The organism is Amycolatopsis ultiminotia (assembly GCF_039536925.1).
GTDB classification, from domain to species: domain Bacteria; phylum Actinomycetota; class Actinomycetes; order Mycobacteriales; family Pseudonocardiaceae; genus Amycolatopsis; species Amycolatopsis ultiminotia.
On record NZ_BAAAZN010000002.1, the window covers coordinates 480731 to 506000 of the forward strand.

Here is a 25270-nt window from a genome sequence, read left to right on the forward strand (position 1 = left end):
GACTGAAAAGATGTACGAGCTTTCGCGGGTCCGCCTGCATTCGGTGGGCCCCGCGGGCGCCCGCTATCAGGACGTGGTGCTGGACTTCAGCGGTGTCGGCCCGGCGATCACCACGCCGCAGCAGGACGCGCTGTTCTCCGCGGGGGTGCACACCGGCGGGGCGGTCCGCCGCCCGTCGCCGGCGAGCGTGCTGTTCCTGGAGAACGGCGGCGGCAAGTCGGTGCTGATCAAGCTGATCTTCTCGGTGATGCTGCCCGGCCGCCGCCAGGTGGTGGGCACCACGAGCACCAAGGTGCTGGAGAAGTTCGTCACCGCCAAGGACGTCGCGCACGTGGTGCTGGAGTGGCTGCACGTGGAGACCGGGCGGCGGGTGATCACCGGGAAGGTCTCCGAATGGCGCGGGCACGTCACCTCGGCCGACGCGGAGAATCTCGTCGATTCCTGGTACTGCTTCCGCCCGACCGCCGAGCTCGGCCTGGAAACGCTGCCGCTGACCGAGGAGGGCAGGCTGCTCACCGTGTCCGGGTTCCACGACCGGATCGCGGGCGCGGCGATGGCCGAACCGGAGCTGGAGCTGTTCTGGACGCGCCGGCACCACGAATGGACCGGGCGGCTCGACCTGCTCGGGCTGGACACCGAGCTGTTCCGCTATCAGCGTGCGATGAACGCCGGTGAAGGGGAAGCGGCGGACGCGTTCTCGTTCTCCACCGATGACGCGTTCGTGGAATTCCTGCTGCGCGCGGTGCTGTCCGAGGACGAGCCGAAGGACCTCGCCGAGGTCGTGTCGACCTATGCGAACAACCTGTCCCAGCGCGGCGATCTGATGGCGGAGAAGGAGTTCGTCGAAGGCGCGCTGGAGCTGCTCGGCCCACTGTCCGAAGAGGAGGGAGTGGCGGCCGCGTCGCGCCGGATCGCCGAATCCGCCCGCACGGATCTTGCCGAGCTGGCCGGCCGGATCCATGCGCGGGACGAACTGGAGAACGCCCGGCTGTCCGGGCTGGATGACCACGTCGAGGAGGTGAAGACCGCCGAGAAGCTCGCGGAGGGCGACCATCGGCGGCTCACCGCGGGGGTCACCGAGCTGCGCCGGCTGGTTGCGGTGCTGCGGCTGGAGGAGGCGCAGACCGAACGCGAGCGGGTGGACGCCGAGCTGACCGAGGCGAAGACGCAGGCCGAGGCGTGGCGGGAGACCGCGACGGTGCTGAACCGGCTCAACGCCGCGCGTAAGGCGAAAGATCTGCGGGAGCTGGTCGGCAACCGCGAGGAGAAGGCGAAACCGGCCCTCGCCGCGCGGGATGCCGCGGCAACGGCGCTCGCGCGCGGACTGTTCGCCTTGGGGCGCGACGCGCAGCGGCAGGCGGACAAGGCCGAGGCGCACGCGGACGCGTTGCGGGCCGAAGCGGAGAAGGCGCAGACCGAACGGGACGAGGCCGCGAACCTTGCGGCAGGCCGTCGGGCAGAGGCGCGGGGATTGTCCGCGCGGATCGCCGAACTGCGCGAGGAGATCTCCACCGCGGTCCGCGGTGGACTCTTGACCGCAGGCGCGGACGTGGCCGAGGCGTCCAGGGCCGCGCGTGCCGAGGCGGAGACCGCTGCAGCCGAATCCGTGCGCCGGGAACAGGAACTCGACCGCGTCGGCGAGGATGTCCAGGCGGTGCAACGGTCGGTGAACGAGGCGCATCAGCTCGCCGGGTCCACTCAGGACCGTCTCGCGCGTGCGGCCGAGGATCTGGAACGCGCGCACCGCCGCACCGACGCGCTCGCCGCCGAACCGCGGTTGATGGAGCTGCTCGGCGCCGACGAGGTGCACCCGGAAAGTGATCTTCCGGTGCTGCTGCAGCGTTTGCGCGCGGCGAGCGCGGCCGTGGAGAAGGAACAGACGGCGCTGCGGATGGAGGAGTCGGCGGACGAGCGGGCGCTGGCCGCGCTGGGTTCGGGCGGGCTGCTGCCGCCGCCGGAGGACGTGCAGGCCGCGCTGGAGGCGTTGGAACAGGCCGGGATCACCGCGTGGTCCGGCTGGCGTTATCTGTCCAAACTGGACTCGGTGCGACGCGACGAGGTGCTGGCGCGGACCCCGCAGCTGGTTGCCGGCGTACTGCTGAACGACGTCTCGCAGGTGCCGCGGGCGCGGGAGGTGCTTTCGGCAGGGCGGCTGCTGCCCAGCGCGGTGATCGCGGTCGGTACCACCGAGGCGTTCCAGTCCGCGGATCTGCCGTCCGCGGCGGGAGTCGAGTTCCTCGTGCCGCCGAATCCGGCGATGTACGACGAGGAGGCCGCCGACACCGAACGCGAGGCTGTGGCGCAGCGGCACGCCGAACGTCAGCGCCGGCTGGAGCAGCTGTCCGCGGCGTTGTCCGCCGACGGTGCGCTCACCTGGAAACTCACGACGTGGCGTGAAGACTATCCGGCCGGCGCGATCGCGACGCTGGCCGAACAGGCCGAGAGCGCCCGTGCGGCTCGTGAGACCGCGCAGACCGCGCTCGCGCAGGCCGAGGCGGAATTCGCACGGTTGACCGAAAAAGTGACTTCGTTGCGGGAGCGGGTCCCGGAGTTGCGGACGTCGGCCGCGGAGGGCGAGGAGAAGGCGCGCCGGCTCGGCGAGCTGGCCACCCGGGCCGCGCGGGTCACGGAGTGGACCGAAGAGGTCGAGCGGGCCACCGAAGTCGCGGAGCGGGCCGAGACGACCGCTTCCGACGCGGCCGCACGCGCGGCGCGGCTGCGTGAACAGGCGGGGGAGGAGCAGCGAACCGCGGACGGACACCGTCGCACCGCCACCACCGCTCGCGCGGAGCTGGCGGAAGTACCTGGCGCGGCAGAGTTGCCCGAGGACACCGAAGCGCCGACCGAACCGGTGGATGCGTTGCGCCGCACCTTCGCGTCCGCGTCGGAGGCGTACGCGAAGGTGGAGGTCGGCAGCGACCTGCGGGCCGAGCTGGAGCAGGCGGAGTCCGCGGAGGCAGCGGCGTCGTCTGCACTGGAGGCGCTGGACGAACAGGTGCGGCACCGTGCGGCGGAGCTGCTGGAGATGCCGGACGGTTCGGACGCTTCCGCCCGTGTGGCGGCGCTCGCCCGCGCCAGGCGCGTGGTCGACGCGCTGGAGGACGAACGCACCGAAGCGATCGGCCAGGTGTCCACGCGGCGCGCCGAACTGGACGTGTTGCCGTTGCAGGCCAACGCTTCCGGCCCCGCGGAGCGGCCGCGCGACATCGAGCACGGCTTGGAGCTGATCGACGCCGCATCGCTGGAAGTGTCCGCAGCGGCCCGGCAGTGGGAAGAGCTGCAGGAGCGTCGTGCGGCGGCGGAGGCCACGCTGGACTCGGCGAAGGCTTCGGCGTCCGGCTTCGGGCTGCTCTCCGAGTCGCTGGCGCACCTGCGGCCGGAGGAACCTGCCGAGGCCTACGACGGCGACATCGAAGCCGCGCGGGCGAAGCACACCCGGCTGAACACCGTGCTCAGCGAAGCACAGGCGGCGGCTGACGCCGGCGACAAGCGGGTGCGCGCGGCGGCTGACCAGCTCGCGCAGTACGCCACGGAGAAGCGGTTCGAGAAGCTGAGCACGCCGGTGCGTCAGCAGGTTGTGTCCGTGAAACGGGATCAGCTGCCTGCGCACGCCGCGGAGTGGGCGGAGGCACTACGGCCGCGGCTGCGCACGCTGACCGACGACCTCGCGCAGATCGACCGGCACCGCGGCGGGATCATCACCCGGCTGCAGGGCATGGTCGAGGGCGCGCTGCGTACGTTGCGTTCGGCGCAGCGTGTGTCGCGGCTGCCGGACGGTCTCGGCGACTGGTCCGGTCAGGAATTCCTGCGCATCCGGTTCGGCGAGCTGGAGGACCACGCGCTGGCGGAGAAGCTGGGCGAGGTGGTCGACGAAGCGGCCGCGGGCAAGACCGCCGACGGTCGCGACGTGAAGCGCGACGGGCTGTCGCTGGTGTTGCGCGGCGTGCAAGCGGCCGCGCCCAAGGGATTCCGCGTGGACATGCTCAAGCCGGACTCCGTGCTGCGCACCGAACGTCAGCGGGTGTCCGAGATCCGCGACGTGTTCTCCGGCGGCCAGCAGCTCACCGCGGCGATCATTCTCTACTGCACGCTCGCCGCGCTGCGGGCGAACAACCGCGGCAAGGCCCGCAACCGGCATTCCGGCGTGCTGTTCCTGGACAACCCGATCGGCCGCGCGTCCGCGGGCTACCTGCTGGAGCTGCAGCGCGCGGTCGCGGAGGCACTGGGCGTGCAGCTGATCTACACCACCGGCCTGTTCGACGCTGGTGCGCTCGCCGAGTTCCCGCTGATCGTCCGCCTGCGCAACGACGCGGATCTGCGTGCGGGCCGCAAGTACCTGTCGGTCGACGCGACCATCCGTACCTCCCTCGACGACCTGGGCGATTCGGACGGCGTGGCGCGGCTTTCGGCGACCCGGATGTTCAGCCGTGGCACGGAAGAGCCTGCCGAGGAGGAACAGCCCGCTTCGTGACCGGCGCCGGCCCTTCGGCTGTCGGCCCGACGGATCGGCGTGACGGTGCGAGAATCGGCGCGGAATCTTGCCGTTCTGCGACCGGAGTGCCGGATGGACCTCGACCTGTTGCGGGTGCTCGACGTGCTGCTGCAGGAAGGCAGCGTCACGCGCGCGGCCGAACGGCTGGGCAGCTCGCCCGCGGCGGTCAGCCGCACGCTCGCCCGGCTCCGGCGGGCCGCGGGGGACCCGTTGCTGGTGCGGGCGGGGCAGGGGTTGGTGCTGACGCCGCGGGCACTCGAGCCGAAGGACGAGGTCGCCGCACTGGTGCACCGCGCGGAGCGGATCCTGCGGCCCGGTCCGGGATTCGCCCCGGCCGAGCTGCGCCGCACGTTCACCGTGCAGGCCGCCGATCTGGTGGTCGGCGGCCTGGCCGCACCGCTCACCGCCCGGGTGCTGGCCGAGGCGCCGCAGGTGAACGTGGTCTTCCTGCCGGAGTCGGTCGAGGAAAGCGGGGCACTGCGCGACGGCAGGGCCGACCTCGAACTGGGCGCCGCCGGGCACCGCGACACCGAGACGCTCACCGAGCCGCTGCTCGCCCTCCCGATCGTCGGCGTCGCCCGGCGCGGGCACCCGCTGTTCGACGGGCCGATCGACGCGCAGCGGTTCGCCGCGGCCGGGCACATCGGGGTCTCCCGCCGCGGCAAGCGGCACGGACCGATCGACAGCGCGCTCGCCCGGCTCGGCCTGACCCGCCGGGTTCCGGTGGTGGTACCCGGTCATCCGAGCGCGCTGGCGCTGGCGGCGGGCAGCGAGCTGGTGACGCTCGCCGTGGCGGGATGGCTCGGACCGCTGATGGACTCCCTCGGCCTGCGGACGTTCCCGATCCCGCTCGAGCTGCCGCCGATCGAGCTGGGACTGGCCTGGCATCCCCGTACCGCGGCGGATCCGGCGCAGCGGTGGTTCCGTGAGCACGTCAAGGCGGCGGTGCGGGAGGCCGTGCCGGCTCGGTAGCGGTTCTTGTCGGACCCCGCTGGTAGGAACCAGGGGGTGAAGATCTCTCTCGCCCAGCGTCGCGCCCGGCTTGGTGTGCGGCACTTTCTCGCGGCGCCGGCGGACACCGTCGAGGCGGCCGCCGACGGGGTCGTGGCACTGCATGCGACCGATCCGGCGTCGGTGTACCTGTCCGCATGGGCGCGTGTGCGTGCGGTGTCGGTGGCCGGTGTCGAGCGTGCGCTGTACGAGGAGCGCACGTTGCTGCGGCTGCTCGGTATGCGGCGCACGGTGTTCGTCACTCCGCTGGCCACCGCTGCGGACGTGCAGGCCGGGTGCGCCGCCGACATCGCGGCCCGGCAGCGGCGCCTGCTCGAACAGCATCTGGGTACGCAGGGGCATCCTTCGAACGTCGCGGATCCCGGCCGGTGGCTCGCCGACGTCGAGGAGAGCGTCGAGAAAGCCTTGCGCGCCAGGGGATCTGCCACCGCGCAACAGCTGGCGGACGACGAACCGCGGTTGCGCCAGCAGCTGCACCTGTCGAAGGGCAAGCCGTACGCGTCGATCGGCAATGTGACCAGCCGGGTGCTTTTCCAGCTGGCCGTCGACGGCCGGATCGTGCGCGGCCGTCCGCGGGGCAGCTGGCTGAGCACCCAGTACCACTGGTCCCCGTCGGCCGACTGGCTGCCGGGGGACTGGCCCGAACCGTCGCCCGATGCCGCGCGGGTCGCGCTGGCCCGCCGCTGGCTGCGTGCGTTCGGCCCGGCCCCCGTGGCGGACCTGCGGTGGTGGACCGGATGGACGGTCCGGCAGACGAAGCAGGCCCTCGCACAACTGTCCCCGGCCGAGGTCGAACTGGACGGCGGACCCGGCGTCGCCCTGTCCGACGACCTGGCGCCGATCGCCGAACCGGACCCGTGGGTGGCCCTGCTGCCCGCACTGGACCCCACGGCGATGGCCTGGTCCGAACGCGACTGGTACCTCGGCCCGCACCGAGCCGCCCTGTTCGACCGCAGCGGCAACATCGGCCCCACGATCTGGAGCGACGGCCGCGTGGTCGGCGCCTGGACGCATCGCCCGTCCGGGGAAATCGCGACCCGCCTGCTGGAAGACGTCGGAGCCGAGAAGACCGCGCAGATCCACGCCGAAGCCACCCGCCTGTCAACCTGGCTGGGCGAGGCACGGGTGACCCCGAAGTTCCGTACCCCGGCGGAGCAGGAACTGTCCGGATGAGCCCCCGCCGCACCCCGGATACCGAACCCGGCCCCGACCAATCCGTCCCCGACGCTTCCTCCCGGCAGAGCGGAGCCTCCGACGGACAGGCCCCGGACCAGGCCGGTCGGCCGGACCGGATCGGACCGGCCCGGCCCGGTCGGTCGGATCGGGCTGGTCGGCCGGATCGGGCGACGGGCCGGATCGGGCGACGGCAGATCGGATCGGGCTGGCCGGGCCGGCTGGGCGCATCGGGTCGGGTCGGACGAGTGCAGAGCGGGCCGCACCAAGCCGGGCCGGAGCCACGCAAGTCCGGGCGGGGCCGGCCGGATAGGGCGGAGGCGGGTCGGGGTGGAGCAAGGCTGGGCCGGGCCGGGCCGGATCGGTCGGGCGGGCGGAGTCGGGTCGGATCGGGTTGAGCAAAGTCGGGCTGGGTGAGGCAGCTCGGGCTCGACCGAGCGGGCGGAGCCAGGCGGGGCGAGGCAGGCCGGGCCGGGCTGGACCAGGCCGGAGCGGAACAAGGCCAAGCCGGGCGGAGCAGGGTGGGCTGGATCAGGCGGGCGGAGTCGGGTCAGGTCGCCTGATCCAGCCGGGCCGGGCCGAGCGGGACCAACGCAGATCGGGCCGGGGGGAGGTCGGGTCGGGGGAGGTCGGGTCGGCCGAGGACAGATCGGGCCGGCCAGGCCGGACTGGAGCAAGACCGGGCCGGGCGCGGCAGGTCGGCCTGGGTGCGGCAGGTCGGGCTCGGCAAGGCAGGTCGGGCTGGGTGCGGCAGGTCGGGCTCGGCAAGGCAGTTCGGGCAGGATTGGCCGACGCGGAGTCGGGCCCGGTCAGCACGTCCGGCGGGTGGGCTGGATCGGGCGGGCCGAACCGGGTCGGTCCGAACCGAGCCCTTCCGGAACGTGCTGGTCAGGGTTGGCCGGGCACCTCCCAACACTCTCCCGACCGAACCGCGCACGACACTGCAGCAATGCTGAACTGACCTCGTCGCCGTCGCCGTCGCCGTCGCCGTCGCCGTCGCCGTCGCCGTCGCCGTCGCTACCCTCGCCGCTCGCATTAGCTCTCACCAGTCACATAAACCCCACCAACCCCACTAGACCGACCAACCCCACCAACCGACTCGAGTCGTCGGCTGGGGCCGGTGGGCACCGGTTGGGTCGCTTACGGATCCGGCATCCGGTCGGGGTGGTGGCTGTCTCGGGTCCTGTTCGGGGTGGCTGTTGCGGTGGTGGGGCGTGAAGCGGCGCACCAAGACCGATCAAGGCGGTGGTCCGGCTCCGGATGCGGATTTCGGCGCTACCCGGCTGAGCTGGCTTCTTAATCGATTCTTGACGTCTTCGCGCAGTGGTGGAAGTCTCGTCGGGGCAGTCCGGGGCGCTCGCGCCCGCGCGCTAGGGTTGCGCCGAAACCCGCGGCTTCCCGGGCCGGTGCCCCGGTTCGAGTTCGCAGTGATCAAGACCCAAAGGAGTGGCAGCAGTGACCGTTCGCGTAGGTGTCAACGGCTTCGGCCGGATCGGCCGCAACTTCTTCCGCGCCGTGAAGGCGAGCGGCCAGGACATCGAGGTCGTCGCGTTCAACGACCTCGGCGACGTCAACACGATGGCGCACCTGCTGAAGTACGACTCCATCCTGGGCCGCTTCCCGGGTGAGGTCAGCGTCAGCGACGACGGCATCGTCGTGGACGGCAAGACGATCAAGGCCCTCGCCGAGCGCGATCCGGCCAACCTGCCGTGGGGCGACCTCGGCGTGGACGTCGTCGTCGAGTCCACCGGCTTCTTCACCAACGCCGACGCCGCCAAGGCGCACCTGGCCGGTGGCGCGAAGAAGGTCATCATCTCCGCCCCGGCCAAGGGCGAGGACCTGACCGTGGTGCTCGGCGTCAACGACGACAAGTACGACGGCTCGCAGAACATCATCTCGAACGCCTCGTGCACGACCAACTGCCTCGGCCCGCTGGCCAAGGTCCTCAACGACGCCTTCGGCATCGAACAGGGCCTGATGACCACGATCCACGCCTACACCCAGGACCAGAACCTGCAGGACGGCCCGCACAAGGACCTGCGCCGTGCCCGCGCCGCCGCGCTGAACGTGGTGCCCGCCTCGACCGGCGCCGCGAAGGCGATCGGCCTGGTGCTGCCGGAGCTGCTGGGCAAACTGGACGGGTACGCGCTGCGCGTGCCGGTGCCGACCGGTTCGGCCACCGACCTCACCGTGACGCTGAAGAAGTCCGCCACCCTGGACGAGATCAACGCCGCCTACCAGGCTGCCGCCGACGGCCCGCTCAAGGGCTACCTGCGCTACAGCACCGACCCGATCGTGTCCTCGGACATCGTCACCGACCCGGCCTCGTGCATCTACGACTCGCCGCTGACCAAGGTCATCGGCAACCAGGTCAAGGTGGTCGGCTGGTACGACAACGAGTGGGGCTACTCCAACCGCCTCGCCGACCTGGTCAAGCTCGTCGGCTCGAAGCTGTCCTGAACCCGATGGCTGTCAAGAACCTCGACGATCTGCTGGGCGAGGGCGTTCAGGGCCGGTACGTGCTCGTGCGGTCCGACCTGAACGTCCCGCTCGAAGGGGACCGCATCACCGACGACGGCCGGGTCCGTGCCGCGCTGCCGACGATCAGGAAGCTCGCCGACGCGGGCGCCAAGGTCGTCGTCACCGCGCACCTCGGCCGCCCGAAGGGCGAACCGGACCCGAAGTACACGCTCGCGCCGGTGGCCGGGCGGCTTTCCGAGCTGCTCGGCGCCGAGGTCGCGCTGGCCGGTGACCTGGTCGGCGAGTCCGCGAAGGCGCTGACCGCGGGCCTTGCCGACGGCGGCGTCGTCCTGCTGGAGAACGTGCGCTTCGACGCGCGCGAGACCAGCAAGGACGCTGTGGACCGCTCCGAACTGGCCGCCGAGCTGGGCGCGCTGGTGCCCGGCGGAGCGTTCGTCTCCGACGGTTTCGGTGTGGTGCACCGCAAACAGGCCTCGGTCTACGAGGTCGCGTCGGTGCTGCCCGCCTACGCGGGCGGCCTGGTGCTGGCCGAGCTGGACGTGCTGGCGAAGCTGACCGACGACGTCCGGCGGCCCTACGCGGTCGTGCTCGGCGGTGCGAAGGTGTCCGACAAGCTCGGCGTCATCGCGAACCTGCTGACGAAGGTCGACCGGCTGCTCGTCGGCGGCGGCATGGCCTACACCTTCCTCAAGGCACAGGGCCACGAGGTCGGTCAGTCGCTGCTGCAGGAAGACCAGCTCGACCAGGTCCGCGGATTCCTCGCCGAGGCGGACAAGCGCGGCGTCGAACTGGTGCTGCCGGTCGACGTGCTGGCGGCCACCGAGTTCGCCGCCGACGCGCCGCACGAGGTCGTGGACGCCACCGCGATCCCGGCCGATCGCCAGGGTCTGGACATCGGCCCGCGCACCCGTGAGCTGTTCGCGGGCAAGCTGGCCGACGCGGCCACGGTCTTCTGGAACGGCCCGATGGGCGTGTTCGAGTTCGAGGCGTTCTCCGGCGGCACTCGCGCGGTCGCCGAGGCCCTCGTGGCAGGCAAGGCGTTCACCGTCGTCGGCGGCGGGGATTCGGCGGCTGCGGTACGGCAGCTCGGACTGCCCGAGGACGGCTTCTCGCACATCTCCACCGGCGGCGGCGCTTCGCTGGAGTACCTGGAGGGCAAGGAACTGCCCGGCGTCGTTGCGCTGGGCGGGGTCGCACCGGAGGGGAAGAACTAGTGGCACGCAAGCCGTTGGTGGCCGGCAACTGGAAAATGAACCTCAACCACCTCGAAGCGATCGCGCTCGTGCAGAAGATCGCCTTCGCGCTGCCGGAGAAGTACTACGCGAAGGTGGATGTGGCGGTACTCCCGCCGTTCACCGACATCCGCAGCGTGCAGACGCTCATCGACGGCGACAAGCTGTCGCTGACCTACGGCGCGCAGGACCTCTCGCCGCACGACTCGGGTGCCTACACCGGTGACGTGTCCGGGCCGATGCTGGCGAAGCTGGGCTGCAGCTTCGTGACCGTCGGCCACTCGGAACGGCGGGCGATCCACGGCGAGACCGACGAGCTGGTCAACAAGAAGGTCAAGGCCGCGCTCAAGCACGGCGTCACGCCGATCCTGTGTGTGGGCGAGGAGCTCGCGATCCGCGAGGCGGGCGAGCACCTGGCACACACCACCGCGCAGCTGATCGAGGGGCTCAAGGGGCTCAAGGCCGAGCAGGTGAAAACGGTGGTGGTCGCGTACGAACCGGTGTGGGCGATCGGCACCGGCCGGGTCGCGACCCCGGCCGACGCCGAGGAGTGCTGCAAGGCGCTGCGTGCGACGCTGACGGAGAAGTACGGCGACGAGGTCGCCACCGCGGTGCGGGTGCTCTACGGCGGCTCGGTGAAATCGGGGAACGTCGGGGAGCTGGTCGCGGCCGAGAACATCGACGGTGCCCTGGTCGGTGGCGCGAGTCTGGACGGCGATGAGTTCACCAAACTCTGCGCACTGGCGGCGGGTGGCCCCCTGCCCTGATCGAGGCCACTACCGGGTAGCCTGTGTATCCGGTCCGTCACTAGAGCAGTGGGCGAGTCCAGGGGTACGGTGAAGATCCACCACGGATCGCGCCGTACTCTTGCATTCTCCGACAAGCACAGAGGATGAGATGAAGCTGTTCCTGCAGATCCTGTTGATCGTCTCCAGCGTGCTGCTGGTGGTCGCCGTGCTGCTGCACCGCGGCCGTGGTGGCGGCCTGTCGTCGCTGTTCGGCGGCGGCATGCAGTCCAGTCTGGCCGGCTCCAGCGTGGCCGAGAAGAACCTCGACCGGATCACGCTGCTGCTCGTCGCGATCTGGGTGATCAGCATCGTGGGTCTCGGCCTGCTGCTCAAGGTCTGACCGGGCCCCCGCACAGGGGACAGCTGATCGGCGTGCCTATAGGGGGGCGCGCCGCCGATTCCAACGTGTGAGGATTCATGGTTGGCGGTAACGCGATTCGCGGCACCCGCGTAGGTGCCGGTCCTTCGGGCGAATCGGAACGGGGTGAGTCGGCGCCACGGCGTCGCGTGTCCTACTGGTGTGCGAACGGGCACGAAGCCCGCCCGTCGTTCGCCATGGACGCGGAAGTGCCCGAGGAATGGGACTGCCCGCGCTGCGGCCTCCCCGGTGGCCAGAACGAGCAGAGCCCTCCCGCCGCGCCGCGCACCGAGCCGTACAAGACGCACCTGGCTTATGTGAAGGAGCGGCGCAGTGACGCGGACGGGGAAGCCATCCTCGCCGAGGCGCTGGAACGCCTCCGTCAGCGGCGCGAGCTGATCTGACTTTCGTTCTCCCCGGAACCACCGCCCCGGCCGTTCGCGGCAGGGGACGGTGGTTCCGCTGCGTTGCGGGGGTGCTGAGATGAGGTTCCGTGCTGCTCGCCCGGCGGAGGCCGCCGCGTTGAGCGAACTGGCGCTGCGCTCGAAGGCCCATTGGGGGTACGACGAGGCATTTCTGACGGCCTGCCGGGCAGAGCTGACGCTGGACCCGGCAGAGCTCGTCGCCCGCCGGACGACCGTGGCCGAGGAGGGGGACCGCCTCCTCGGCTTCCACACCCTGGACGGTGCGCCGCCCGAGGCCGAACTGGGCTGCCTGTTCGTGGAACCGTCCGCCATCGGCACCGGCGTCGGCCGCGCACTGTGGGAGCACGCGGTGACAACTGCCAGGGCACTGGGCTGCACCCGGCTCATCCTCGAGGCCGACCCGTTCGCGGAGCCGTTCTACCTGCGGATGGGCGCAGTCCGGACCGGCACCGCACCGTCCGCCTCGATCCCCGGCAGAGAACTGCCGCGGATGTCCTGCCCGCTGACCTGAAGACCGCGAAATCCCTTGCAGTGCATGGAAAACCGGGTCGGTCGGATGGTGCCGGGTTCGGTTCGCAGGTGTGGCTGGGGCCGGGATTTGGGGGCTGCGTTCGCTCGGCGGTGGTCGTAGGGCTGGGGCGGGCCGAGTGGCCGCGCTCGGCCCGGTGTGCCGTGCTGGGCTGCGTGGTGCGGGGGTGCTTCGGGGGCTGTGCTCGGACGGCGGTGCCGAAGGACGGGGATCCGGCTGATCCGCGGCGAGGGCCGTGTTTTGCCGGGTGGCTGGGCTCGGTTGGGCGTCGGGTCGTGCCCGGCCGGATGGTGCCGGCCGGGTCGGTTCGGGATCGGCATGCGGTCACGCTCGATCCCGTGACCCGTGACCCGTGACCCGTGACCCGTGACCCGTGACCCGTGGGGTCAGCGGTCCAGTGGGTAGTGCGCCCGGACGCGGAAGCCGCCGTCTTTCGTGTCCGAGGTTTCGAAGCTGCCGCCCAGCAGGCGGGCTCGTTCGGCGAGGCCGGTGAGGCCGTGACCGCCGGAGGGGAGGGTTTCGCCTGCTTCGCGGGCGCGTTCGTTCTCCACCTCGATGTCCAGCGCTCCGCTGCCTGCCTGGATGCGGATGGTCGCGGTTGCGCCGGGGGCGTGCTTGTGCACGTTCGTCAGGCACTCCTGCACGGTGCGGTAGGCGGCCGCGGACACCTGGCTCGGCAGGGTGTCCGGCAGCTGTTCCACGGTCAGCTGCACCGGGACGTCCGCGGTGCGGATCAGGTGGTCCAGTTCGCCGATGCCGGGCCGGGGGCCGTCTTCTTCCGCGCCCGAGCGCAGCACGCTCACCAGTGAGCGCAGCTCCTCCAGCGTGCGGGTCGACAAGCGGCGGATCACCTGTGCGGTTTCCAGCGCCTGCCCCTCCTTCGCCTGCGCCTGCAGTGCGCCTGCCTGCATGGCGATCAGCGTGATCTGGTGCGACACCACGTCGTGCATTTCGCGGGCCAGCCGCGCGCGTTCCTCGGCACGGATGGCGTCCGCGTACAGCCGGCGCTCCCGGTCACGGCTCTTCGCCAGCTCGTGGAGCTTCGCGGCGATCTCCGCGCGGGCCCCGAGCAGCAGGGCGATCGCGATCGGCATGCCGGCCACCAGCACGCCGTATATCCCGTCGAGGAAGTGCTCGCGCCAGCTCAGCTGCGCGAACTCGTCCAGCGGCCACTGCAGGAACCGGCAGGTGAACACGAGCGCCGCGCCCACCCAGGTCTGCCAGGTCAGCTGCCGCCGGGTGGCCAGCATGCCCAGCGTGATCATCGACGCCAGCTGCGCCCAGCCGGCGAGGAAACCCGGCACGGCCGCGAGCATGGCCAGGAACGGGAACCGCCGCCGCAGCACCACCGCGAGGCAGGAGGCGGCGGACAGGTAGATCGAATAGGGCGGCGCCTTCGGCGGGATCACCAGCCACACGTCGAGCACGACCAGCGCGACGACCGCGACCTCCACGCAGACGGTCGTCGCGAACGGACGGCGCAGCGCGGCGAACACCCCGCGGCGCAGTGCCGTGAACAGCCCTGGCGGGCCGGACCGCCGGATCCGGCCTGCCCCCGCCTCGGCGCTGCCCATCGAGATGCCTGGAATCGAGAGTCCCTCTGTGCTCATCTCGGCGACCCCATTCGTCTTGTGGACTTGGTCATGAGAGGCGCCGGCCACCCGATCGGGACGCGCGGCGGGCAACAAATGTGCGGATGCTAACGAGGATCCGTGTGATGACAGTAAGTTTCACCCACGGTGGTTCTTTCGGTCTGTTGATCTCGCCCTTTGCTCCATTGGGGTGAGAGCCTCCATGGTGACATCACTACGTGTTGATCATCGCACCTAACGTTCACCATACGGCGGTTCCCATATCGTGGTGAGCCGCTCTTTGGCGGAGTGCGCACTGGTCCGTTTGCGGTTCACGCACCGTTCGCGGGGAAGAGTGAAATCCGTCATCCTGTCGGGTATGGCGCTGGGTATCGACATCTACCGGAGTTTCCAGCACGTCACCGATTGGCAGGCGGTCAAGAACCATGGCGTGACCTACGTCTACGTCAAGCTGTCCGACGGAGGCGGCAATCCACAGGGCGGTACCGGCGACGCCGAGGTCGCGGGCGCGAAATCGGTGGGCATCCCGGTCGGTGGGTACCACTTCGTGCAGGCGAGCCCGTCTCCCGAGGCGCAGGCAGGCGTCCTGCTCGGCGAGGTCCGCAGGCTCGGCGCGACCGGCTGTGCGCCGATGCTCGACCTGGAGGACAACCCCGCCTCGTCCGCACAGCCGAACATCCCGGACGACCAGAAGCGCGGTTTCGCCACCGCGTTCCTGAACGAGGTCGCGCGGCAGGGCTTCCGTCCCGGCGTGTACCTGAACAACGCGCTGGCGAAGAAACTGCGGCCGGACACCTGGGGGGTGCCGGGCCTGGTCATCTGGATCGCCCGCTACGGTGCCCGTCCGGACGCCGCGGCCGGGCACTACGACCTGCACCAGTACTCCAGTACCGGGCAGGTACCGGGAATCACGGCGAACGGCATCGACCTCGACGAGTCCTACACGAACGCGCACCTCACCGGTGCGTCGCCGGCGGCAGGAAAGGTGACTGAACTGATGGAACGACTGAAGCTTCCGCCGAGCAAGGACATCACCTCGGTGCGGCTCCTGCTGTCCGGCAGCGACACCGCGGCAATCGTCATCCGGCCGTGGCTCGGACCGGACGGGCTCGCGCCGACGCCGGTGTTCCTCGGCAACATCCACGCGTGGGGCAGTGACAAGGCCGGGATCGGGCACAACCCGAAGATCGAGCCGGGATTCGACCCAAAGGTGGTGTCGCACCGCCGTTACGCGCTGCCCGGCGCGGTGTGGGCGGACTTCGAGTACAGCACCAACGCCGAATTCGACCTGGACATCGTCGGCTGACCGGAAACTGTCCCGGACACACCGGAGGCCACCTCGCAGGAGAACGAGGTGGCCTCCGGTGTGTCCGGCGGGGCTCAGCCGGTGGGCGGTTCGTAGACCTTGGTCAGTTTGCCTGCCGCGGCACGGTCCAGCAGCCACAGCGTCCGGCGGTAGCCACGGGCACCGGACACCGGGATCTGCGTCTCCGGCGCACCCGCGAGGGCTTGGGCCACCGCGTCGGCCTTGGCCTCGCCGGCCGTCATCAGCCACACCTCGCGTGCCCGGCGGATGGCCGGGAGCGTGAGCGAGACCCGTGTCGGCGGCGGCTTCGGGCACTCGCGCACCGCGACCACCGACCGCCCGGTCTCGTGCACGGCGGGGGAATCGGGGAACACCGACGCGGTGTGCCCTTCCCCGCCGAGGCCCAGCAACAGGATGTCGAACGCCGGCACGTCCGCTCCGGCTTCGGCCGCGCCGGACAGCACCTTCGCGTACGCCGCCGCGGCGGCGTCCACGTCGTCGCCGAACTCACCGTCCGACGGGGCCATCGCGTGCACCCGCTCCGGCGCCAGCGGAACGTGGTCCAGCAGTGCCTCGCGAGCGCCCTTTTCGTTGCGCTCGTCGGAATCCGCCGGGACGAACCGCTCGTCGCCCCAGTAGACGTCCAGCCGCGACCAGTCGATCGCGTCCCTGGCGTGGGACTCCCGGAGCTCGCGCAGCACCCCGATCCCGGTGCCGCCGCCGGTGAGCACGACCGACGCCGAGCCACGGGCCGCCTGCACGTCCACGATCCGGGTGACCAGCCGGGCCGCCGCGGCGGCGGCGAGCAGGTCCGCGTTCTCGTAGACGACGACCTCGGTCCGGCTCATGAAGTGCTCTTTTCCGTGGTCTTGCCGGTCGCCTTTCCGGTTGCCTTTCCGCTCCGGCCCGCCTTCGGCTTCGCCGCGGCGGCAGTGGTCTTGGCCGGACCCGAGGGTGCGATCTTGTGCAGGCCGTGCAGCGCCGCCTCGTAGATCTCGTCCGGATCGAGCCGCCGCAGTTCCTCCACCAGGCACTCCGGATTGCTCCGCCGCTGCAACGCGATCCGCCGCGTGGGCTGGCCCGGCTGGGTGAGCGTGCCGACCCGGCCGTCCGGCCGGGTCAGTTCCACTGCGCCGGAACGTCGCTCGAGCTGCACCGAGATGATGCCCTGCGCACTGGAGCTCTTGATCCGCTTCACCGGCGCCTTGAGGTATTCGGCGAGCCAGCCCGCGAGCAGTTCGGTGGACGGCGAGTCCGCCTCGCCGGTCACCGTCGCACCGGTGATCTTCTCGTACGGCGGCAGGTCCAGCGCCGACACCAGCTGTGCCCGCCAGTGTGTGAGCCGGGTCCACGCCAGATCCGTGTCACCCTCCACATAGGACTTCGCCCGGGTGGTCAGCGAACGGATCGGGCTCTTCTCCGCGGCCGAATCGGTGATCCGCCGCTGCGCGATCTCGCCGAGCGGATCCTGCGCCGGTGCCTTCGGGCCGGCTTCCGGCCACCAGGTCACGATCGGCGCGTCCGGCAGCAGCAGCGGCACGACCGCGCTCTGCCCCTGCGCGGCCAGCGGACCGTAGAGCCGCAGCACGATGACCTCGCTCGCCCCGGCGTCGCCGCCGACCCGGATCTGGCCGTCGATGCGCGGGGCCGCGGTGCGCGCGCCCTTGGCCACCACGATCACCCGCGACGGGTGCTCGCGGCTGGCGTCGTTCGCCGCCTCGATGGCGTCCTCGAGCCGGGCGTCGTCGTCCGCGACGATGACCAGGGTCAGCACCCGGCCCAGCGCGACCTGGCCACCCTGCTCGCGGATCTCCACCAGCTTCTTGTTCAGCGCCGACGCAGTGGTCGACGGCAGGTCGATGATCACGGACGCCTCCAGTGTTGTTGCGGGGTACCCGCGCCCAGTCGGCGGCCGTGCTCGGCTTCGCGATGGTGGATCACGGACGCCTCCAGTTCCGGCCGGTACGTTCCAGCATCTCGTCCGCGGACTTCGGGCCCCAGCTGCCAGGTGGGTACTGCTCCGGCGCGGTGCCCAGCTTCGCCCAGTGCTCCAGCACCGGGTCGAGGATCTCCCAGGAGATCTCGACCTCCTCGTTGACCGGGAACAGCGACGGCTCGCCCAGCAGCACGTCCAGGATCAGCCGCTCGTAGGCCTCCGGGGAGGACTCGGTGAAGGCGTGCCCGTAGCCGAAGTCCATCGTGACGTCGCGAACCTCCATCGTGGTCCCCGGCACCTTCGAGCCGAACCGCAACGTGATGCCCTCGTCCGGCTGCACCCGGATGACCAGTGCGTTCTGGCCGAGCTCCTCGGTGGAGGTGGAATCGAAGGGCAGGTGCGGCGCCCGCTTGAACACCACCGCGATCTCGGTGACCCGCCGGCCCATCCGCTTGCCGGTGCGCAGGTAGAACGGCACCCCCGCCCAGCGGCGGTTCTGCACCTCCAGCGTCACCGCGGCGTAGGTCTCGGTGGTGGAGTCCTTTGCGAACCCGGCCTCCTGCAACAGGCCCGGCACCTTCGTGCCGCCCTGCCAGCCGCCCGCGTACTGCCCGCGTGCGGTGGTCTCCTCCAGCGGCCCCATCGGTTTGGTCGCCGCCAGCACCTTCGCCTTCTCCGCGCGCAGCGCCTTCGGCTCGAACGAGAGCGGCTCGTCCATCGCGGTGAACGCCAGCAGCTGCAGCAGGTGGTTCTGGATGACGTCGCGGGCGGCGCCGATCCCGTCGTAGTACCCGGCACGGCCGCCGAGGCCGATGTCCTCGGCCATGGTGATCTGCACGTGGTCGATGTAGTTCGCGTTCCAGAGCGGTTCGAACAGCTGGTTGGCGAACCGCAGCGCGAGGATGTTCTGCACGGTCTCCTTGCCGAGGTAGTGGTCGATGCGGAACACCGACTCCTCGGGGAAGACGTCGTTGACGATCGCGTTGAGTTCCTTGGCACTGGCCAGGTCGTGGCCGAACGGCTTCTCGATCACCACCCGGCGCCAGGTGTTCTCGTCCGCCTCGGCCAGCCCGGAGCGCGCCAGCTGCTTCGTGACGACCGGGAACGCGCCCGGCGGGATCGACAGGTAGAACGCGGTGTTGCCACCGGTGCCGCGTTCGGCGTCGAGCTCGCGCACGGTCTGCGCGAGCCGGTCGAACGCGTCGTCGTCGTCGAAGGTGCCCTGCACGAACCGGATGCCCTCGGCGAGCCGGTTCCAGACCGACTCCTTGAACGGCGTCCGCGCGTGCTCCTTCACCGAGTCGTGCACCAGCTCGCCGAAGTCCTGGTGCTCCCAGTCGCGGCGCGCGAACCCGATCAGCGAGAAGCCGGCGGGCAGCAGGCCGCGGTGGGCCAGGTCGTAGATGGCGGGCATCAGCTTCTTGCGGGCCAGGTCGCCGGTGACCCCGAAGATCACCAGGCTGGACGGTCCCGCGATGCGCGGCAGCCGCTTGTCCCGCGGATCCCGCAGCGGGTTGCGCCAGGTCACTGCGCGGCCTCCTGCACTGCCCGCACGAGCTCGGCAAGCCCGGCGGCGCGATCGGTCAGGTGCAGCCGCAGCACCGGGCGCCCGTGTCCGGCCAGCACCTGGCCGTCGCCCAGCGCCTGGGCGTGCTGCAGCTGGCCAAGGGTGTACGGGCGGTCCGGCACCGCCAGGTCCTCGGCGACCGCGCCGGTGATCTGGAGGAAGCTGCCGTTCTGGTGGCCGCCCTTGTGATACTGCCCGGTGGAGTGCAGGAACCGCGGGCCCCAGCCGAACGTGGTCTGCACGCCGGTCCGCTTCGCGATCTCGCTGCGCAGCAACGAGGTGGACGCGTCGTCGAGCCGGTCGAGGTAGGCCTGCACCGCGAAGTACCCGCCTTCGGCCACCGATCCGAAGAACGCGCGCAGCACGTCGGTCAGCTTGCCTTCGGTGGCAACACCTTCGCTGCCGAAGACCTCGACCGAACCGTCCACAGTGGCCGCTGTCTCGCCGCCCTTGAGCTTCTCCGGGTCGTCCAGCAGCGCCCGCGCGGCCTTCTTCGCGGCCTCGACGTCCGGCTGGTCGAACGGGTTGATCCCGATCAGCCTGCCGGCCAGCGCGGTGGCGAACTCCCACAGCAGCAGCTGCGCGCCGAGCGGGCCGGTCACCGCGATCTTCGCGGCCCCCTCCGGTGCGCCGACCGCGACCGGGGTCGCGTCGGCCTTGGCGTCCGCGAAACCGGGTGCGTCCGGGCCTTCCACGGCGACCGGCAGCAGGCCGGTGCCGAGCTTGCCGGTGGATTCCGCGATCAGCTGCTCGGCCCAGTCCGGGAAACCGGGCAGGTAGCCGGGGCTCCCGGTACCGGTCGCCGCGAGCACGACCTTCTCCGCACCGTCCTCGTGCGCCGCAGCCCACGCCGCGGCCAGGGTGACCGCCGGGTTGTCCGGGGAGTCCGCGGACAGCGCGTCGGCCACCGAGGCGGCCTGGTCGAGCAGCCGCGCGATGTCCGCGCCTGCCAGCCCGGCCGGCACCAGGCCGAACGCGGTCAGCGCCGAGTAGCGGCCGCCGACGTTCGGGTCGGCGAGGAAGGTCTTGCGGTAACCCTCCTTTTCGGACAGTTCGGCCAGCGGCGAGCCGGGGTCGGTCACGACCACGATCCGCCGCGCGGCGTCGATGCCCGCATCCGCGAACGCCTTGGCGAAGATCCGCCGGTGGCTGTCGGTCTCCACGGTGCCGCCGGACTTCGACGACACCACGATCACGGTGCGCTCGAGGTCGCCGGCGAGCGCGTCGGCCACCTGGCCGGGATCGGTCGTGTCGAGCACGGTCAGCGCCACCCCGGCGGCCGCGGTGATGATCTCCGGCGCGAGCGAGGAACCACCCATGCCCGCGAGCACCACGCGGTCCACGCCTTCGTCGCGCAGTTCCGTGCGCAGTGCCTCGATTTCCCCGATCAGCGGGCGCGACGACTTGTGCAGCGTCGTCCAGGAAAGCCGGATCGAAGCCTCGGATTCCGCGTCCGGGCCCCACAACGTGGCGTCCTGGGCGGCGAGCTTCGCCGCGGCCCCGTCCGCGGCCAGCCGTTCGGCCAGCGGACGGGCCTTGCCTGCCAGTTCGGCGTCGACGATCTCGACGCCGGTCTCTTCCCCTGTGGTCATGGTCTCGGGTTCAGCCCTTCGCCTTGTCCAGCTGGCCGGTCACCGTGTCGAGCAGCTCCTGCCAGGACTTCTCGAACTTCTCCACGCCTTCGTTCTCCAGCGTGCGGAACACGTCCGGGATGTCGACGCCTGCCGCGCTGAGCTTGTCGAACAGTTCCTGCGCTTCGCGGCCGCGGCCGCTCACCGTGTCGCCGGTGATCTCCGCGTGGTCGGCCACCGAGTCCAGGGTCTTCTCCGGCATCGTGTTCACCACGTCCTTGACCACGAGCTGGTCCACGTAGCGGGTGTCGGAGTACGCCGGATCCTTGACGCCGGTGGAGGCCCAGAGCGGACGCTGCGCGTTCGCGCCTTCCTCGGCGAGGGCCTTCCAGCGGTCGGTGGCGAACAGCTCCTCGAAGGCCGCGTACGCGAGCAGCGCGTTGGCCGTGGCTGCTTCGCCGAGCAGCGCCTTGGCCTCGTCGGTGCCCAGCGCGTTGAGCCGCTTGTCGACTTCACTGTCCACCCGGGACACGAAGAACGACGCGACCGAGTGGATGCCCTTGAGGTCGTGGCCGTTCGCCTTCGCCTGCTCCAGTCCGGCGAAGTAGGCCTCGATGACCGCCTTGTACCGCTCGACCGAGAAGATCAGCGTGACGTTGACGCTGATGCCCTCGGCGAGGGTCGCGGTGATCGCGGGCAGCCCTTCCTCGGTGGCCGGGATCTTGATCAGCACGTTCGGCCGGTCCACGGTCTTCCACAGGTCCTGCGCCTCGGCCACGGTTTTGGCGGTGTCCTTGGCCAGCCGCGGGTCGACCTCGATGGACACCCGGCCGTCCACGCCGCCGGTCGCGTTGTACACGTCGCGGAACAGGTCCGCGGCGTTGCGCACGTCGGTGGTGGTCAATTCCCGCACCGTGCCGGCCAGGTCCGCGCCGCGGTCGGCCAGCTCCTTCACCTGCGCGTCGTAGGCTTCGCCCTTCGACAGCGCGTTCGCGAAGATGGTCGGGTTGGTGGTGACGCCGACGACGTGCTTGTCGCGGATCAGCGCGGCGAGGTTGCCGGTGTTCAGGCGTTCCCGCGAGAGGTCGTCCAGCCAGATCGAGACACCGGCCTCGGACAGTTGCGCGAGCCGATCAGTGCTCATGACTGCTTCATCCCTTTCAGATGGATTCAGTTCTTGGTGGTGGCGATCGAGCGACGGGCGGCCTCGACGACAGCCTCGGCGGTGAAGCCGAACTCACGGAACAGTGTGGCGGCGTCGGCCGACGCACCGTAGTGCTCGATCGAAACGTTCACCCCGGCGTCACCGGTGAACCGGTGCCAGGGCAGGGCGATGCCGGCCTCGACGGACACGCGGGCCTTCACCGAAGGCGGCAGCACCGCGTCCTTGTACGACTGCTCCTGCGCGTCGAACCACTCGACACACGGCATCGAGACGACGCTGGCCGGGGTGCCCTCGGCTTCCAGCGTGGCGCGGGCCTCGACGGCCAGCTGCACCTCGGAGCCGGTCGCGATGAGGACGACCTCGGGTGCGCCGTTGGACGCCTCGGCCAGCACGTAGCCGCCCTTCTTCACGCCCTCCGCGTTCGTGCCCTCCAGCACCGGCACGTTCTGCCGGGTCAGCGCGAAGCCGGACGGGTGGTGCACGTCCTCCAGCACGGCCTTCCACGCGTAGGCGGTCTCGTTCGCGTCCGCCGGGCGGACCACGTTGAGGCCGGGGATCGCGCGCAGCGCGGCCAGCTGCTCGATCGGCTGGTGCGTGGGACCGTCCTCGCCGAGCCCGATCGAGTCGTGCGTCCACACGTAGGTGACCGGTGCGTGCATCAGCGCGGCCAGCCGGACCGGCGGGCGCATGTAGTCGGAGAAGGTGAGGAAGGTGGCGCCGTACGGGCGGGTGCCGCCGTGCAGTGCGATGCCGTTGAGGATCGAGCCCATCGCGTGCTCGCGGATGCCGAAGTGCAGCGTGCGCCCGTACGGGTTGGTCTGCCACATGTCGGTGCCGGCCTTCTCCGGACCGAAGGAGTCGGCGCCCTTCATCGTGGTGTTGTTGCTCTCCGCCAGGTCCGCGGAACCGCCCCACAGTTCGGGCAGCGGCTCGGCGAGCGCGCTGAGCACCTCACCGGAGGCCTTGCGGGTCGCGATGCCCTTGGCGTCCGGCTCCCACTTCGGCAGGTTGTCCGCGAAGCCTTCGGGCAGCTCACGGGCGGCCAGCCGGTCGGCCAGCTTCTTGCGCTCGGGGTTGGCCGCGGCCCACGCCTCGAAGCGCTCCTGCCATTCGGCACGCCACTGCTTGCCGCGCTCGAGCGCCTTGCGGGTGTGCTCGATGACCGCGTCCTCGACCGCGAAGCTCTGCTCCGGGTCGAAGCCGAGGATCTTCTTCACCGCGGCGACCTCGTCCGCGCCGAGCGCGGCACCGTGCGCCTTGCCGGTGTTCATCTTCGTCGGCGCCGGGTAGCCGATGATCGTCCGCAGCACGATGAACGACGGCCGGCCGGTCTCCGCCTCCGCCGCCTTGATCGCCTCTTCGATCGCCACGACGTCCTCGCCGCCCTCGACGACCTGCACGTGCCAGCCGTAGGCCTCGTAGCGCTTCGCGACGTCCTCGGACAGCGCGATGTTCGTGTCGTCCTCGATGGAGATCTTGTTGTCGTCGTAGAAGACGATCAGGTTGCCCAGTTCCTGGCGTCCCGCGATGGAGGAGGCCTCCGAGGTCACGCCCTCCTCGATGTCGCCGTCCGAGGCGATCACGTAGATGCGGTGGTCGAAGATGCTCTCGCCGGGCGCGGCGTCCGGGTCCAGCAGCCCGCGCTCGCGGCGGGCGGCCATCGCCATGCCGACGCCGTTGGCGAGGCCCTGCCCGAGCGGACCGGTGGTGGTCTCGACGCCCTTGGTGTGCTGGTACTCCGGGTGTCCCGGCGTCTTCGAGCCCCAGCGCCGCAGCTGCTCGAGGTCGGCCAGTTCGAGCCCGAACCCGGCCAGGTAGAGCTGGATGTAGAGGGTCAGGCTGGAGTGCCCCGCGGACAGCACGAACCGGTCGCGGGCGGGCCACTCCGGATCGGCCGGGTCGTGCCGCAGCGTGCGCTGGAAGAGGGTGTAGGCCAGTGGCGCAAGGCTCATCGCGGTGCCGGGGTGGCCGCTGCCGCAGCGTTCCACGGCGTCCGCGGCCAGCACCCGGACGGTGTCCACGGCGCGGGTGTCGATGTCGGTCCAGTCGGCCGGCAGGTTACGCCGGAGCAACGGGTTGTTCTCGCTGGTAGAGGCGGTTTCGGACACTGAACTCGAACTCCTGCGTCGGTGAGGTTGCGGCTGGGTCCCTGATGGTGTTGCCGGTGCGCGCTGTCAGTAATCTCAATCGATCCCGAAGGGACCATATTCCTGCCGGCAGCGGCGCGCAGGCAGACCGGCGGGCCCGTGTGGAGCAGCCTAGTGGGTGCGGCGCCGCACAGCCGCCGCGACGGCCCGTCGTGGCGGTTCCGCCCGGGTGATCCTCGGCTCGTCTCCGGTGCTGGTCACCGGCCGTCCGAAAGAGACAGCCCGGACGGTGCGGAGCGGACCGGGCATCGCGCGCGCCCGCGCGGGAGTGCGCGCGAAGACACCGTGGCTGCCGCGGAGGCGTGACGGAGCAGACATGCCGCGGCGTGTCCCGGCCCCGCGGACGGGCGGGCGGATCGCCACGGCTACCATCGATCGCGGGCCAGGTCCGGCAGATTCACCACAGCAGCACGATCTTCCGATCCGCCCGGCCCCGGACTGACTCAGGGAGTGAAATGTCGTTGGTGAACGCTGCGCACGGACGCAGTGAGGACACCAGCGCCGTACACCCGGACGGTGCACGACCGCGCGGGACCCGGCGAAGCTTCCGCCAGGTGGTCGGCGCCTACATCGCGCTCGCCAAGCCCCGGGTGATCGAACTCCTGCTCGTCACCACGATCCCGGCGATGTTCCTCGCCGGGCGCGAGCTGCCGGACCCGTGGCTGGTACTGGCCACACTGGTCGGCGGCACCATGGCGGCGGGCAGCGCGAACGCGCTCAACTGCGTGATCGACGCGGACATCGACAAGGTCATGAACCGCACCAAGCGGCGTCCGCTGGTGAAGGATTCGGTGCCGCGGCGGGGTGCGCTGGTCTTCGGGCTGGTGCTCGGTGCCGCCTCGTTCGCCGTCCTGTACTGCACGGTGAACCTGCTGGCCGCGATACTGGCGATCGCGACGATCCTGTTCTACATCTTCGTCTACACCCTCGGCCTCAAGCGCCGGACGTCGCAGAACGTGGTGTGGGGCGGGGCGGCCGGCTGCATGCCGGTGGTGATCGGCTGGGCCGCGGTGTCCGGCACCGTGCAGTGGCCGGCGTTCGTGATGTTCGGCGTGATCTTCTTCTGGACCCCGCCGCACACCTGGGCGCTGGGCATGAAGTACCGCGACGACTACGAGCGCGCCGGCGTGCCGATGCTGCCGGTGGTCGCCACCGCACAGCACGTGGCCCGCCAGATCGTGATCTATTCGTGGGTGATGGTTGCCTGGACGCTGCTGCTGCTGCCGGTCACCAGCTGGCTGTACGCCACCTTCGCGGTGCTCGCCGGCGCCTGGTTCCTGTTCTACGCGCACCGGCTGCAGGCCTCGGTCCGCCGTGGCGAGGAGACCAAGCCGATGGCGTTGTTCCACCGCTCCAACACGTACCTGATGATCGTGTTCGTGGCGCTGGCGGTCGACTCGGCGATCGGGCTGCCGGTGCTCGGACTGCCGTTCTGATCCTGCTCCGCTCCGGGGAACCGCGGCTCGGGCGCTGATCGGCGCGCGGGAATGCCGTAGG

Annotated in this window: 18 protein-coding genes; 11 read left to right on the plus strand and 7 right to left on the minus strand. The window is 70.8% G+C overall.

Going from position 1 to position 25270, the window contains the following annotated elements; translation table 11 throughout:
- Positions 1–10: 10 nt before the first annotated feature.
- The 9 genes from ABD793_RS07140 to ABD793_RS07180 all read left to right on the plus strand — a co-directional run bounded on the left by ABD793_RS07140 (position 11) and on the right by ABD793_RS07180 (position 12471).
- Entirely contained in the window at positions 11–4471 is a 4461-nt protein-coding gene (locus tag ABD793_RS07140) for a coiled-coil domain-containing protein (RefSeq protein WP_344856594.1), read from the plus strand.
- A gap of 93 nt (positions 4472–4564) precedes the next feature.
- Positions 4565–5464 (plus strand): LysR family transcriptional regulator, encoded by a 900-nt coding sequence (locus tag ABD793_RS07145; protein ID WP_344856596.1) that lies wholly within the window; start codon positions 4565–4567, stop codon positions 5462–5464.
- Between the two features lie 36 nt (positions 5465–5500).
- Entirely contained in the window at positions 5501–6676 is a 1176-nt protein-coding gene (locus ABD793_RS07150; RefSeq protein WP_344856599.1) for a winged helix DNA-binding domain-containing protein, read from the plus strand.
- Between the two features lie 1455 nt (positions 6677–8131).
- A complete protein-coding gene (gene gap, locus ABD793_RS07155) occupies positions 8132–9136 on the plus strand; it encodes a type I glyceraldehyde-3-phosphate dehydrogenase (protein WP_344856601.1) in 1005 nt (334 codons plus the stop codon).
- 5 nt (positions 9137–9141) lie between these two features.
- On the plus strand, positions 9142–10371 hold the full coding sequence (locus tag ABD793_RS07160; RefSeq protein ID WP_344856602.1) for a phosphoglycerate kinase: 1230 nt from the start codon (positions 9142–9144) through the stop codon (positions 10369–10371).
- On the plus strand, positions 10371–11156 hold the full coding sequence (tpiA, locus tag ABD793_RS07165) for a triose-phosphate isomerase (protein ID WP_344856603.1): 786 nt from the start codon (positions 10371–10373) through the stop codon (positions 11154–11156). The genes ABD793_RS07160 and tpiA overlap by 1 nt, the downstream gene beginning before the upstream one ends.
- A gap of 130 nt (positions 11157–11286) precedes the next feature.
- On the plus strand, positions 11287–11517 hold the full coding sequence (secG, locus tag ABD793_RS07170) for a preprotein translocase subunit SecG (RefSeq protein WP_344856604.1): 231 nt from the start codon (positions 11287–11289) through the stop codon (positions 11515–11517).
- 77 nt (positions 11518–11594) lie between these two features.
- Positions 11595–11939 carry an RNA polymerase-binding protein RbpA gene (locus ABD793_RS07175; protein WP_116206838.1) on the plus strand — a complete coding sequence of 115 codons (345 nt, stop codon included), beginning with the start codon at positions 11595–11597 and terminating at the stop codon, positions 11937–11939.
- 79 nt (positions 11940–12018) lie between these two features.
- Positions 12019–12471 carry a GNAT family N-acetyltransferase gene (locus ABD793_RS07180; RefSeq protein ID WP_344856607.1) on the plus strand — a complete coding sequence of 151 codons (453 nt, stop codon included), beginning with the start codon at positions 12019–12021 and terminating at the stop codon, positions 12469–12471.
- Between the two features lie 404 nt (positions 12472–12875).
- Here ABD793_RS07180 and ABD793_RS07185 read toward each other — a convergent pair whose 3' ends face one another.
- A complete protein-coding gene (locus ABD793_RS07185; protein ID WP_344856609.1) occupies positions 12876–14099 on the minus strand; it encodes a sensor histidine kinase in 1224 nt (407 codons plus the stop codon).
- Positions 14100–14439: 340 nt separating this feature from the next.
- Here ABD793_RS07185 and ABD793_RS07190 point away from each other — a divergent pair, with 340 nt between their 5' ends.
- On the plus strand, positions 14440–15387 hold the full coding sequence (locus ABD793_RS07190; RefSeq protein ID WP_344856611.1) for a glycoside hydrolase family 25 protein: 948 nt from the start codon (positions 14440–14442) through the stop codon (positions 15385–15387).
- A 74-nt stretch (positions 15388–15461) separates the two neighbouring features.
- On the opposite strand, the gene pgl is transcribed toward ABD793_RS07190, so the two are convergent.
- The 6 genes from pgl to tkt all read right to left on the minus strand — a co-directional run bounded on the left by pgl (position 15462) and on the right by tkt (position 23734).
- A complete protein-coding gene (gene pgl, locus ABD793_RS07195; RefSeq protein WP_344856614.1) occupies positions 15462–16235 on the minus strand; it encodes a 6-phosphogluconolactonase in 774 nt (257 codons plus the stop codon).
- Positions 16232–17254, minus strand: coding sequence for a glucose-6-phosphate dehydrogenase assembly protein OpcA (opcA, locus tag ABD793_RS07200; RefSeq protein ID WP_344856618.1), 1023 nt, complete (start codon positions 17252–17254; stop codon positions 16232–16234). The genes pgl and opcA overlap by 4 nt, the downstream gene beginning before the upstream one ends.
- Positions 17255–17324: 70 nt before the next feature.
- Positions 17325–18851, minus strand: a complete 1527-nt coding sequence (zwf, locus tag ABD793_RS07205; protein ID WP_344856620.1) for a glucose-6-phosphate dehydrogenase — start codon at positions 18849–18851, stop codon at positions 17325–17327.
- Complete coding sequence (locus tag ABD793_RS07210) at positions 18848–20482, minus strand: glucose-6-phosphate isomerase (RefSeq protein ID WP_344856622.1); 1635 nt, start codon at positions 20480–20482, stop codon at positions 18848–18850. Before ABD793_RS07210 ends, zwf begins: the two co-directional genes overlap by 4 nt.
- Before the next feature lie 10 nt (positions 20483–20492).
- Positions 20493–21605, minus strand: coding sequence for a transaldolase (gene tal / locus ABD793_RS07215; RefSeq protein ID WP_344856624.1), 1113 nt, complete (start codon positions 21603–21605; stop codon positions 20493–20495).
- A 26-nt stretch (positions 21606–21631) separates the two neighbouring features.
- Positions 21632–23734, minus strand: a complete 2103-nt coding sequence (tkt, locus tag ABD793_RS07220; RefSeq protein ID WP_344856626.1) for a transketolase — start codon at positions 23732–23734, stop codon at positions 21632–21634.
- A gap of 494 nt (positions 23735–24228) precedes the next feature.
- On the opposite strand from tkt, the gene ABD793_RS07225 reads away from it, so the two are divergent.
- Positions 24229–25209 (plus strand): heme o synthase, encoded by a 981-nt coding sequence (locus ABD793_RS07225; RefSeq protein ID WP_344856629.1) that lies wholly within the window; start codon positions 24229–24231, stop codon positions 25207–25209.
- Positions 25210–25270 lie beyond the last annotated feature (61 nt).